Here is a 14,662-nt window from a genome sequence, read left to right as displayed (position 1 = left end):
GATCGCCTGAAAGTCGGCTCGATCGAATCCATGACGTGGCGATCTACTGACTCCTTTAAGATACAAGGGGCGGGTTCGCCAACCATCAGTGCCTAAAACTAATAATCTCGTAAACCCGCCCCGACCTCGCCGATCGCGGTTAATCAACCGGACTTGATATGATGTTCGATCGGGATACTCGGTGAGAACTGAGATGTTGCACCAATGTCAATTGGGGGTTTTTAGTGGGGTGGGGCGGGTTTATTTTAATTGTTGGTGAGAGTTAGAGATGGTTGGTGAACCCGCCCCTACTTTACCCGAATGGTGCAACATTTTACTTAGAACCAGTCCAATAAGTTACATTAAAGTTACTTGCAGTTATATCTAAAATTCTTATGCTAGGTAATTTTCAACAAAGCAACCTGCGGATTGAGCTTGAAGCTTCCGAAACAGCGATTAGAGACAGCTTGTTGCGTCCGAGTCAATTGCAGCAGTGGCTGTGGCCGCAGCAGTTGTCTAGCGGTTTGCCGGAAGAATTTGCTCAAGGTTTGACCTTTACAAGTTGGCTGGGCCCCGTGGCAGTTCAGCATCACGTTGATATTGTTGAGCACAATTGTCTGCGGCTGTTATTGAGTCAGGGAATTGACGGATTTCACGAGTGGTATTGGGGCGATGGTTGGGTGCAGTCTCGGTTGGAGGGAGTGTCGCTGCTGCCGCTGAATTTGGGGCAAACGGCTAGTTTACTCCGGCTGCGGGAGTTTGTAGCCGGGAAGGGTAAGGGGAAGTAGATAAATGACTCTCCAAAGTCATGAGAACAAAGTCTGGTACTCCTGCATAGCAACGAAAAATCCTCAACATTTTTAGGGGTAAATAAGCGTTGTAATCATGGATAAAATACCAGAAGGCACCCACATGATTGGAGATATTTAGAGATAGATGAGAACAAAGTCTTTCTTATCAAACGAGATATCCTTTGCTGAAAGGTGTTATTGAATCTTTCGATATCAAAAGTTTTGCCAGTATCTTTCCCCAGAGATTTGTGTCGCTGGGGAAATTTTTTTTTTGAACCTCCCAAAAAATCTGTATAATACACGGCACATTGTCTGTCAACTGCTGGGAGGGAATCGCAAAAACCTTTAGCACACATTTCAACTCGACTTCCTATATACACCCCTAGAATTTCTTTGGTTAAGGCATCAATTGCCAGCTCTTTCCACTGCGTGTTAGCCTTATTGCCTACAAACGACTACATTTCATCACGTTGGATCGTTAGCTTGCCTTGATTTTTTGACTTTACTTGAACTTTCCGGGGGGCTGATGCTAATTGTTGAAAAACACATAGTATTGGAACCAGCGGGGGGACACCCTCGTGAATTTGACAATCGCCACTCAAGATATTTTTTCTAATAAAAGCTGATCTCTCAATTTTTTTGTTTCTTCTGAAATTCTTGGATGTCTGGGGTTTTAAACAAACTGCCTGTGACAATATATACATTTAAAGTTTTGCTTAGCGCTGGGGGTGGGAAAATTTTTAACGATGTTTGGATAACAGAAACGGTGACAATTCATGGAGTTGAGAATTAACAAGGCTTAGGTACGTCGCATGATAACTCCTTACCCTTACTCTGCCAGACCACCTGAAAGCCACTTCGCTGCCGAAAAATTAAGATTGTGTTATAAAAACATAATTTGTTCCTTTCTAAAGCGCTATTCTCGACACAACGAACCCGGTGCGTTTTGAGTTAGCTTTAATTTTTACAAGAAAAATAAATATGCTCTCCATTCCAGGCATTGCCGTCCAGAAGCTGCTTTACGAAAGTGCCAACTCTCTGGTGTACCGGGCGATTCGGGAAGCGGATTACCAACCGCTCATCCTCAAACTGCTCAAAGAAAGCTACCCCACACCTCAAGAATTGCTACGCTACCGCACCGAATACCGCATCACGCGAGAGCTGAAAGAGGCGGGAGTCGTGCAAGTTTATGACTTGCAAAAATACCAAAACAGCCTCGTGATTTTTGTGGAGGACTTTGGCGGGGAATCCTTGAAAATATGGATGCAGCAGCGAAAGTTTAGCCTCAAGGAATTTCTGCAAATTGCGATCGCTGCCACTGAAACTTTAGGGCAAATTCACAGCGCCAATATTATCCACAAGGATATTAACCCTTCTAATATAGTATTCAATCCAGCGACTGGACAGCTCAAAATTATCGACTTTGGCATTTCCACTCAGCTAACGCGAGAAATGCCAACCCTGAAAAACCCCAACATTTTAGAAGGAACCCTCGCTTACATCTCGCCAGAACAAACTGGTAGGATGAATCGCTCTATCGATTACCGCACTGACTTTTACTCCCTCGGCGTCACCTTCTACGAATTGCTGACAGGAAAACTGCCTTTTGAGACAGAAGACGCTTTAGAGCTAGTTCACTGCCACATTGCCAGACAACCAGTTCCCGCGCACCAAATCAAGCCAGAAATTCCCCTAATTGTCTCGCAAATTGTCAGCAAATTGATGGCAAAAAATGCGGAAAATCGCTATCAAACTGCATTGGGTCTCAAGCAGGATTTAGAAATCTGTCTGGTTCAATTACAAGAAACCGATAGCATAGAAGAATTTGACTTGGGCACGCTGGATCTTACAGACCATTTCCTGATTCCCGAAAAGTTATACGGCAGAGAAACTGAAGTTGATAATCTATTAGCTGCCTTTGAAAGAGTTCGTAATGCTAGTGCCGAACTGATGCTAGTAGCTGGCTTTTCTGGGATTGGTAAAACCGCAGTAGTGAATGAAGTCCATAAGCCGATCGCCCGACAGGGTGGCTATTTTATCAAAGGCAAATACGACCAATTTCAACGCAATATTCCCTTTAGTGCATTTGTGCAAGCATTTCGGGAATTGATGGGACAATTATTATCAGAAAGTGACGCTCAGTTACACAGATGGAAAACCATGATTCTCACCGCAGTAGGCGAGAGTGGTCAAGTCTTGATTGACGTAATTCCTGAATTAGAACACATCATTGGCCCTCAAAGTCCTGCACTAGAATTGTCGGGGAGTGCCGCCCAAAATCGCTTCAATCTGCTGATGCAGAAATTTGTGCAAGTATTTACCCAAGCAGAACATCCCTTAGTGATGTTTCTGGACGATTTGCAGTGGGCAGATTCAGCATCGCTGAAATTGCTACAAGTGTTAATGCAGGATACAGGGCATCTGTTAGTATTGGGTGCTTATCGGGATAATGAGGTATCACCGGCTCATCCGTTTATGTTGACTGTGGATGAGATTGTGAAGTCTGGGGCAGTGGTGAATACGATTACCCTGCAACCGTTGAGTTTAGCATATCTAAATCAGTTGGTAGCAGATACGCTGATTTGCGATTTATCTTTTGCTCAACCTTTGACAGAATTAGTTTATCAAAAAACTCAAGGAAATCCCTTTTTCTCGACTCAATTCCTCAAAGCCTTGTATGAAGATGGTCAAATTATTTTTAACCCCCCTCAATCCCCCACCCCCCTTTCATCCCCCCTTACCAAGGGGGGACAGAGGGGGGTACAAGGGGGGTGGCAGTGCGATATTAATCAAGTTAAATTTGCCGACGCCTCGGATGTGGTGGAGTTTATGGCGGCGCAATTGCAGAAGTTGCCGAAAGAAACTCAGGATGTTCTCAAGTTGGCGGCTTGCATTGGGGCGCAGTTTGATTTAGAGACAGTGGCAATAGTCAGCGAAGAATTACCAGAACAAACGGAATTAGCGCTGTGGAAAGCCTTGCAAGAAGGACTCATTTTAGTGATTTCCGAAGGCTATAACTTCATTAAAGCCGATGCTCAATCCCCCAATCAGTCTGTTGCTAATCCCACTTATAAGTTCCTGCACGATCGCGTCCAGCAAGCGGCTTATTCATTGATTCCTGACGACCAAAAACAAGCCACTCATCTCAAAATAGGACAGTTACTGCTACAAAGTTCTTCTGAGATAGAAACAGAAGAAAAACTCTTTGATATTGTGGGGCATTTAAATCCAGGAATTGAGTTAATCAATCAATTAAGTGAACGCTCAGCCTTAGCCCAACTAAACTTAGAAGCTGGACGTAAGGCTAGAAATTCTACCGCATACGCTGCGGCCAATATCTATCTACAAAAGGGAATTGAGCTACTGACAGTCAACTGCTGGCAAACTCAATATGAATTGACACTAAATCTATATGTTGCTGCTGCTGAAATTGCCTATTTGAATGGGGATTTTGATGGTATGGAACAGATGGCCGCACTGGTTTTGCAAGAAGCTCAGACGATTTTAGATCGAGTTAAAATTTACGAAATTCAAATAGCCGCTCAGACAGCCCAGAGCAAGGTTTTAGAAACGATCGCAGTAGCAAGAGAGGCACTCTTACAATTGGGGATTGAACTCCCTGCCGAACCTGACGAAGCCTCGATTGGCAAAGCGCTACAAGCCCTTGCGGGCCTCCTCGGTGGCAGAAAGATTGAGGAATTGGTTGACCTACCTGTGATGACAAATCCACAGACTCAGGCAGCTATGCAACTGTCTGGTATGTTGTTTCCACCCATTTTCCAGGGAATGCCCGGTTTGCTGCCCCTGCTGAGCTCGACGATGGTGAGTTTATCGCTCTCCTTTGGAAATGCGCCCGCATCGACGGTGGGTTATGCGATGCACGGGATGGTGTTGTGTGCCTTTTTACAAGAGGTGGAAACGGGCTATAGCTTTGGGCAATTGGCACTTTCATTGCTGGATAGGTTGAATGTACCCGAATTCAAGTCCACAGTTCTACTTTTGTTTGGTGGTTGGATTCAGCATCGCCAAGAATCTCTTTTGGCAACGATACCGACGCTGAAAGATGGCTATAGGTTAGGCATGGAAACGGGCGACTTCGTAGACGCTGGCTACAACATATATATTTGCTTTTATACGCATTTATTCGCTGGTGTAGAACTAGACACTTGGGAACCAGAAATAGCAAGTTATAGGGCGGTAATGGCGCAGTTGAAACAATATTCTGCGCGGATTTATTTGGATATGATTCAGCAGACGGTGCAAAACTTGAGGGAAACCAGTATTCGACCGGATTTGTTAATAGGCTCTGCCTACGATGAAACGGTGATGATTCCCAAGCACTATCAGGATAATGAATTCACGGCGATCGCCTGTGCCTGCATCTTCAAACTGCTGCTTGCTTACTGCTATGGCAATTACACGGCTGCCCTAGACCATATTTCCCAAGTCAAACAGTATTTGATGGGAGTATCTGGATCGGCTTTTGTTCCAATTTTTCATTTTTATGCCGCCCTGACGCACCTGGCACTTTTTCGGGCACAGCCAGAAACCCAGCAAACTGAAATTATTGCCTTAGTGGAAACCCATCAAAGCACGCTGCAACAGTGGGCGCAAAATGCTCCGATGAATTATCTGCATAAATGGTATTTAGTGGAAGCAGAACGGCAACGGGTGTTGGGCCATAAAGCCGAGGGGATTGAAATGTACGATCGCGCTATTTCTGGAGCCAAAGAAAACAAATATGTTAATGACGAAGCCCTAGCCAACGAACTAGCAGCCAAATTCTATGAGGAATGGGGCAAAACAAAAGTTGCTCAAGCCTACCTATTTGAGGCGTATTATTGTTATGTTGAATGGGGAGCCACTGCTAAGGTAACGGATTTGGAAACGCGATATCCCCACTTATTCGCGGTAACTCAACCGGGAAGGAACAACACTAAAACTACCGTAGCAATGACAACGACTGGTTCGGGGAATCACCTAGATATCGCCGCAGTCATGAAGGCTTCTCAGGCGATTTCTGGAGAAATTATGCTAGATAAGCTACTGTCTAGCTTGATGAAAATTTTGATGGAAAATGCAGGGGCGCAACGAGGCTATCTAATTTTGTTAAGCCAAGGACAACTGTTCATTGAAGCTGAAGGGACAATCGATGACGAACTCGTCACCGTGTTGCAGTCAATCCCCGTTGAAACTTGTCAAGAACTTTCTACCGCGATTGTCAATTATGTGAGTCGCACTCAAGAAAGCGTGGTACTAGATGATGCTGCCAGATCGGGACAATTTACCAACGACGCCCACATCCGAAAGCATCAGCCCAAATCAATTTTATGTGTGCCGCTCATTAACCAATCTCAAATCATTAGTATTGTTTACTTAGAAAATAATCTGACAGCGGGAGCTTTTACCCCTGAAAGAGTGGAAATATTAAAAGTTTTATCTGGACAAGCGGCGATCTCAATTCAAAATTCTAAGCTTTATACAGAAGTACGCGAAAATGAAAGCAGGCTGGCTCAACTCAACAAAGCTTACGAGCGCTTCATCCCCCATCAATTCCTCCAGTTTTTAGGAAAATCAAGCATTATTGATGTGGAATTGGGCGACCAAGTGCAGTTAGAAATGTCGGTGTTGTTTTCCGACATTCGCGACTTCACGACGCTTTCGGAAACTATGACGCCGGAGGAGAATTTCAAATTTATCAATTCTTATCTTTCTCGCATGGAACCCGTTATTAATGAAAATAAGGGGTTTATCGACAAATATATTGGCGATGCGATTATGGCGCTATTTAGCGGTGAGGCGGATAATGCGGTGAAAGCGGGAATTGCTATGCTGCACCGTCTCGTTGAATACAATCAAATTCGCGCTAATTCGGGCTATTCACCTATTCAGATTGGGATTGGGATTAATACGGGTTCTTTGATGCTGGGAACTGTGGGAGGACCAAATCGCATGGACGGGACGGTAATCAGCGATGGGGTGAATTTAGCTTCTCGCGTAGAAAGTTTGACGAAAAATTATGGGGTGTCGTTATTAATTACCCAGCCAACTTATGCGCGCCTAAAAAATCCAACCCAGTATGCAATCCGCACTCTCGATACGGTCAAAGTCAAGGGAAAATCCGAAGCTGTGACGATTTATGAGGTGTTTGATGCAGATCCACCAGAAATTAAACAGGCCAAGTTAGTTACGCTGGAATTGTTTGCAGAAGCTAGGACACTTTACTCAGGAGGGAAGTTATTTGAAGCGGCGCGGCTTTTTGAAGAGTGTTGGCGTCAGAATCAGGGCGATCGCGTTGCTAAAATGTACTGGGAACGCTGTGAGTCTGCATTGTTGACTCGCACAAAAATCAAAGACAGGCTACACAATTTACATTAAGTGGTTGCTATTCCTGAAAATCACAGCAAAAGTGTGATCGACTGTTGAGACACTCTACAAACTAGGCGATCGCGATCGGGGCTACCACAAAGTATTTGCAGGCTGTTACCCAAAAAACTCAACATTTGTTAACAAACCCCATTTTGTCCTTTCTAACGCGCTATTCTATACAGAAAGTTGGTGCGTTTTGAGTTAGCTTTAATTTTTAGCAAAAAAAACCAATATGCTCTCGATTCCAGGCGTTGCCGTCCAGACACTTCTCTATGAAAGCGCCAACTCTCTGGTTTACCGGGCCATTCGGGAAGCAGATAAAGAGCCAATTATCCTCAAACTTCTCAAAGAAAGCTACCCCACACCTCAAGAATTGGTGCGCTACCGCACCGAATACCGCATCACCCAAGAGTTGAAAGAGGCGGGAGTCGTGCGGGTTTATGACTTGCAAAAATACCAAAACAGCCTCGTGATGTTTGTGGAGGACTTTGGCGGAGAATCCTTGACAATTTGGATGCAGCAGCGAAAGTTTACTCTGGAGGAATTTTTTCAAATTGCGATCGCCACCACGGAAGCATTAGGGCAAATTCACAGCGCCAACATCATCCACAAAGATATTAACCCCTCAAATATTGTTTACAACCCGGAAACGGGACAATTAAAAATTATTGACTTTGGCATTTCCACTCAGCTAACCAGAGAAACACCGATACTGAAAAACCCCGGCATTCTGGAAGGCACCCTCGCTTACATCTCGCCGGAACAAACTGGCAGGATGAATCGCACTCTCGATTACCGTACTGACTTTTACTCCCTCGGCGTCACCTTCTACGAATTACTGACAGGAAAATTGCCTTTTGAGACAAAAGATGCTTTAGAGTTAGTTCACTGCCACATTGCCAGACAACCAGTTCCTCCGCACGAAATCGAGCCAGAAATTCCCCTAATTGTGTCTCAAATAGTCAGTAAACTGATGGCGAAGAATGCCGAAAACCGCTATCAAAGTTCCTTGGGAATCAAGCAGGATTTAGAAACTTGTCTTTTTCAATTACAAGCAACAGGTAATATTGAGACGTTTACCTTGGGAACGCGGGATATTACCGACCGTTTCCTGATTCCCGAAAAGTTATACGGCAGGGAAACTGAAGTTTTTAATCTATTATCAGCCTTTGAACGAGTCAGTACCGGTAGCGCCGAAATGATGCTGGTAGCTGGCTTATCGGGCATTGGTAAAACAGCAGTCGTGAACGAAGTCCATAAGCCGATAGCCCGACAGCGTGGCTATTTTATCAAAGGCAAATACGACCAATTTCAACGCAATATTCCTTTCTCAGCATTTGTGCAAGCATTCCGGGAATTGATGGGGCAATTATTATCAGAAAGTGACGCTCACTTACAAACATGGAAAACCAAGATTCTCACCGCATTAGGCGAGAGTGGGCAAGTTTTGATTGACGTAATTCCTGAATTAGAACACATCATTGGCGCTCAAAGTCCTGCACTAGAACTGTCGGGGACTGCCGCCCAAAATCGCTTTAATTTGCTGATGCAAAAGTTTGTGCAAGTATTTACCCAAGCAGAACATCCCTTAGTGATGTTTCTGGACGATTTGCAGTGGGCAGATTCAGCATCGCTGAAATTGCTACAAGTGTTAATGGAGGATAGGGGGCATCTGTTAGTGTTAGGTGCTTATCGGGATAATGAGGTGTCACCGGCTCATCCGTTTATGTTGACGGTGGATGAGATTGTGAAGTCTGGGGCAGTGGTGAATACTATTACGCTGGAACCGTTGAGCCAAAGAGATATCAATCAGTTGGTAGCAGATACGCTGATTTGTAATTTATCTTTGGCCGGGCCCTTGACAGAATTGGTTTATCAAAAAACCCAAGGTAATCCCTTTTTCTCTACTCAATTCCTCAAGTCGCTGTATGAAGATGGTCAAATTATCTTTGACTGGGATGTAGGGCATTGGCAGTGCGATATTGCTCAAGCTAGACTTACCCACGCCTCGGATGTGGTGGAGTTTATGGCGGTGCAATTGCAGAAGTTGCCGGCCATTACTCAGGAGGTTCTCAAACTTGCCGCCTGCATTGGGGCGCAATTTGATTTAGAGACATTGGCAATAGTCAAGGAAGAACTACCCGAACAAACGGCATCAGCGCTGTGGAATGCCTTGCAAGAAGGACTCATTTTAGTGATTTCCGAAGGCTATAACTTCATTCAAGCAGATACTCAATCCCCTCCTGGGTCTGTTGCTAATCCAACTTATAAGTTCTTGCACGATCGCGTCCAGCAAGCGGCTTACTCATTGATTCCCGAAAACCAAAAACAAGCTACTCATCTCAAAATAGGACAGTTACTGCTACCCAAATATTCGGACATAGAAATAGAAGAAAAACTCTTTGATATAGTGGGGCATTTGAATCAAGGAATTGAGTTAATCAATCAATTAAGCGAACGAGAAGCCTTAGCCAAACTCAACTTAGAAGCGGGAGGTAAGGCAAGAAATTCTACCGCCTACGCAGCCGCAAATATCTATCTGCAAACAGGGATTGATCTACTGAGGGCTAACTGCTGGGAAAGTCAGTATAAATTGACGCTGAATCTTTATGTTGCTGCTACCGAAGCTGCCTATTTGAATGCTGATTTTGAGGGTATGGAACAGATGGCTGCACAGGTATTGCAAAAAGCTCAGACAATTTTAGATAAAGTTAAAATTTACGAAATTTTAATCGCCGCCCAGACAGCACAAGGCAAGATGTTGGAGGCGATCGCAGTTGGCAGAAAGGCACTAGAACAATTAGGAGTTGAACTCCCTACCGAAGCTGACGAAGCCTTGATTGGCAAAGCGCTACAAACCCTTGCCAGCCAACTCCAGGGAAGAAGGGTAGAAGAATTGATTAACCTGCCTGTGATGACCGATCTTCATACTCAGGCAACTATGCAACTGTTAGGAATGTTGATTGCACCCATTTACCAGGGACTGCCAGAATTACTACCACTGCTTAGCTCAACAATGGTGAGTTTATCGTTCTCTTTTGGGAATGCACCGGCATCAAGCGAGGGGTATGGAATTCACGGTACAGTGTTGTGTAGTTTTTTGAAACAAGTAAAAACTGGCTATGCCTTTGGCAAATTAGCACTCTCATTGCTTGAACACTTTAATATGCGGGAATTCAAGCCCGTCATTTTACTTCTGTTTGGGGCTATGATTCAGCATCATCAGGAAGCTATGAGAGCAGCGATATCAACGCTGAAAGAGGGCTATACGGCTAGCATGGAAACTGGCGACTTTCTATACGCTGGCAACAACATAGGCTTTTACTTTCATACCAACTTTTTCAGTGGGGTAGAACTGGATACCTGGGAACCCGAAATAGCAGCTTACAGTGCTGTCATGGCGCAGGTAAAGCAATATTCTGCTCAGGTTTATTTAGATATGAAGCAGCAGATGGTGTTGAACTTGAGGGAAGACGGGATTCTGTCGGATTGCTTAATCGGCTCTGCCTACGATGAAACGGTGATGATTCCTAAACACCATGAGGTTAATGAATTCACGGCGATCGCTACTGCCTATATCTACAAACTGCTGCTTGCTTACTGCTATGGTAATTACACGGCTGCCCTAGCTCACATTGCTCAAGCCAAACAGTATTTAATGGCAGTATCGGGATTAGTTCTTGTTCCCATTTTCCATTTCTATGCAGCTCTGACGCACTTGGGACTTTTCCCCACACAGCCAGTAATTGAGCAAACTGAACTTCTTGGCTTAGTGGAAATGGATCAAACCACGCTCGAAGAGTGGGCGCAAAATGCTCCGATGAATTATCTGCATAAATGGTATTTAGTTGAAGCAGAAAGGCAACGGGTTTTGGGTAATAAAGCTGAGGCGATTGAAATGTACGATCGCGCCATTGCTGGAGCTAAACAAAATCAATTTCTCAACGATGAAGCCCTAGCTAATGAACTCGCAGCAAAATTTTATTTAAACTGGGATAAAGAAAAATTTGCCCAACTCTACATGATTGAGGCGTATTATTGTTATATCCAATGGGGAGCCACTGCTAAGGTAAAAGATTTAGAAACGCGATATCCCCAGTTATTGATACCAATTCAACCAGGAAATAAAAAAACTAAAAATACCGCAACAGTGACGGCCACTGGTTGGGCTAATAACTTAGATATCACCACAGTAATGAAAGCTTCTCATGCGATTTCCGGCGAAATATTGCTACATAAGTTACTGTCTAGTTTGATGAAAATTTTGATGGAAAATGCAGGGGCGCAAAGAGGATACCTGATTTTGTCAACTCAGGGAAAACTGTTAATTGAAGCTGAAGGGACAATAAATTCTGAAAAAGTTACCGTGTTGCAGTCAATCTCAGTTGAAAATTGTCAGGAACTTTCCTCCGCAATTGTCAATTATGTGGCTCGCACTCAAGAAAGCGTGGTACTAGATGATGCTGTCCGAGAGAGACAATTTACCAACGACCCCTACATCCAAAAGCATCAGCCCAAATCAATTTTATGTGTGCCGCTGATTAATCAATCTCAAATCATTAGTATTGTTTACCTAGAAAACAATCTGACAGCGGGAGCTTTTACCCCTGAAAGAGTGGAACTCTTAAAAGTGTTATCTGGACAGGCGGCGATCTCGATCCAAAATTCTAAGCTTTATACAGAAGTTCGCGAAAGTGAGAACAGACTCGCTCAATTTTTAGAAGCAATTCCAGTGGGGGTGTCAGTGCTGGATGCTTCTGGCAAACCTTATTATAGTAATCGCGTTGCTATTCAATTATTAGGTAAAGGAGTTATTCCTCAAGTTACCAGCGAACAAATCTCCGAGGTTTATCAAGTGTATAAAGCTGGTACAGATCGGGAATATTCCTCTGCTGAATTGCCAATTGTGCGAGCGTTGAGGGGCGAAAGTGCCACCGCTGAGGATATGGAAATCCACCAAGGCAACAAGATTATTCCGATCGAGGCTTGGGGTACTCCCATCTATGATGAAAAGGACAACATTGCTTATGCAATTGTAGCCTTTCAAGATATCACGGAGCGTAAAAAAGCCGAAACAGAGCGAATCAGATTTACCGCTGAACTGTTTCTACTCAACCAAGCTTACGAGCGCTTCGTTCCCAATCAGTTCCTCCAGTTTTTACAAAAATCAAGCATTATTGATGTGGAATTGGGCGACCAAGTGCAGTTAGAAATGTCGGTGTTGTTCTCCGACATTCGCGACTTCACCACGCTTTCGGAAACTATGACGCCGAAGGAGAATTTCCGATTTATTAATTCCTATCTTTCTCGCATGGAACCCGTTATTAATGAAAATAACGGGTTTATTGATAAATATATTGGCGATGCGATTATGGCGCTGTTTAGCGGCGAGGCGAATAATGCGGTGAAAGCCGGAATTGCTATGCTGCAGAGCCTCGTTGAATATAATCAAAATCGCGCTAATTTTGGCTGTGCGCCGATTCAGATTGGGATTGGAATTAATACTGGAACTTTGATGCTGGGAACGGTGGGAGGACAAAATCGTATGGAGGGCACAGTAATTTCCGATGCGGTGAATTTAGCTTCTCGCGTGGAAAGTTTGACGAAAAATTATGGGGTGTCGCTGTTAATCACCCAGGAAACTTACTCGCGTTTACAAAATCCCTCCCAGTACGCAATCCGCACCCTCGATACGGTAAAAGTTAAGGGAAAATCTGAATTAGTAACAGTTTATGAGGTGTTTGATGCTGACACCCCAGAAATCAAAGCGGGCAAGTTAGCTACGCTGGAATTGTTTGCAGAAGCGAGGGCAAATTACTTGGAAGGGAAGTTTGCTGAAGCGGGGTGGCTGTTTGCCGAGTGTTGGCGTCAGAATCCGGGCGATGCCGTCGCTAAAATTTACTGGGAACGCTGTCAGTCTACTTTAGGGACTCGCACAAAAATCAAAGATCGGCTGCACAATTTAGATTAATCATAAAAGTCCAAAGCTCGATCGCTACATTAAAAACTAAACATTTGTTACAAAAAAAAATTACCTTTCTAACGTGCTATTCTATACACAAAGCTGGTGCCTTTTGACTTAGCGTTAATTTTTAGCAAAAAAATCAATATGCTCTCTCTTCCAGGCGTTGCTGTCGAGACGCTGCTTTACGAAAGTGTCAACTCTCTGGTTTACCGGGCGATTCGGGAAGCAGATAAAGGGCCAATTATCCTCAAACTGCTCAAAGAAAACTACCCCACACCTCAAGAATTGGTGCGCTACCGCACCGAATACCGCATCACCCAAGAGCTAAAAGAGCCGGGAGTCATACAAGTTTATGACTTGCAAAAATACCAAAATAGCCTCGTGATGTTTGTGGAGGACTTTGGCGGCGAATCCTTGACAATTTGGATGCAGCAGCGAAAGTTTAGCCTAAAGGAGTTTCTGCAAATTGCGATCGCCACCACTGAAATTTTAGGGCAAATTCACAGCGCAAACATCATCCACAAAGATATTAACCCTTCTAATCTTGTTTACAACCCCCAAACGAAACAATTAAAAATTATTGATTTTGGCATTTCCACTCAGCTAAGCCGAGAAACACCGATACTGAAAAACCCCGGCATTCTGGAAGGAACCCTTGCTTATATCTCACCAGAACAAACTGGCAGGATGAATCGCACTCTCGATTACCGTACTGACTTTTACTCCCTCGGCGTCACATTCTACGAATTGCTGACAGGAAAATTGCCTTTTGAGACAAAAGATGCTTTAGAGATAGTTCACTGCCATATTGCCAGACAACCAGTTCCTCCGCACGAAATCGAGCCAGAAATTCCCCTAATTGTGTCTCAAATAGTCAGTAAACTGATGGCGAAGAATGCCGAAAACCGCTATCAAAGTTCCTTGGGAATCAAGCAGGATTTAGAAACTTGTCTTTTTCAATTACAAGCAACAGGTAATATTGAGACGTTTACCTTGGGAACGCGGGATATTACCGACCGTTTCCTGATTCCCGAAAAGTTATACGGGAGGGAAACTGAAGTTTTTAATCTATTATCAGCCTTTGAACGAGTCAGTACAGGTAGCGCCGAAATGATGCTAGTAGCTGGCTTATCGGGCATTGGTAAAACCGCAGTCGTGAACGAAGTCCACAAGCCGATCGCCAGACAGCGTGGCTATTTTATTAAAGGCAAATACGACCAATTCCAGCGAAATATTCCCTTCAGTGCATTTGTGCAAGCATTTCGGGAATTGATGGGGCAATTATTATCAGAAAGTGACGCTCACTTACACAGATGGAAAACCATGATTCTCACCGCCGTAGGCGAGAGTGGGCAAGTTTTGATTGACGTAATTCCTGAATTAGAACACATCATTGGCGCTCAAAATCCTGCACTAGAATTGTCGGGGAGTGCCGCCCAAAATCGGTTTAATTTGCTGATGCAAAAGTTTGTGCAAGTATTTAAGCTGTTCAGCATCTAAAACGCATATTGTATGGTATACTATGATAATTTTCCGATAAAGTCAATGCCTACTAAAA

The 14,662-nt window shown here is 44.0% G+C and carries 3 protein-coding genes and 2 pseudogenes; 4 read left to right on the top strand and 1 reads right to left on the bottom strand.

The window, feature by feature from the left end; all coding sequences use genetic code 11:
- The first annotated feature begins 374 nt into the window (after window positions 1-374).
- Window positions 375-767 (top strand): hypothetical protein, encoded by a 393-nt coding sequence (locus QUB16_RS30730; RefSeq protein WP_333203957.1) that lies wholly within the window; start codon window positions 375-377, stop codon window positions 765-767.
- Between the two features lie 79 nt (window positions 768-846).
- Here the strand turns inward: QUB16_RS30730 and QUB16_RS30725 are convergent.
- Window positions 847-1,548 (bottom strand): annotated as a pseudogene (locus QUB16_RS30725) (IS1 family transposase); the annotation flags it as partial.
- 203 nt (window positions 1,549-1,751) lie between these two features.
- On the opposite strand from QUB16_RS30725, the gene QUB16_RS30720 reads away from it, so the two are divergent.
- The 3 genes and pseudogenes from QUB16_RS30720 to QUB16_RS30710 form a co-directional block, all read left to right on the top strand.
- Window positions 1,752-7,148: an AAA family ATPase gene (locus QUB16_RS30720; protein WP_333321986.1), complete on the top strand. Its 5,397-nt coding sequence runs from the start codon at window positions 1,752-1,754 to the stop codon at window positions 7,146-7,148.
- 223 nt (window positions 7,149-7,371) lie between these two features.
- Window positions 7,372-13,110, top strand: coding sequence for an AAA family ATPase (locus QUB16_RS30715; protein WP_333321984.1), 5,739 nt, complete (start codon window positions 7,372-7,374; stop codon window positions 13,108-13,110).
- A gap of 138 nt (window positions 13,111-13,248) precedes the next feature.
- Window positions 13,249-14,586, top strand: a pseudogene (locus QUB16_RS30710) (serine/threonine protein kinase); the annotation flags it as partial.
- Between the last annotated feature and the right edge of the window lie 76 nt (window positions 14,587-14,662).

It is taken from the genome of Microcoleus sp. D3_18a_C4 (assembly GCF_036702415.1).
GTDB lineage: Bacteria > Cyanobacteriota > Cyanobacteriia > Cyanobacteriales > Microcoleaceae > Microcoleus.
The sequence above is the reverse complement of the archived record's forward strand: the minus strand, read 5'-3'. Positions and strand labels throughout refer to the sequence as shown.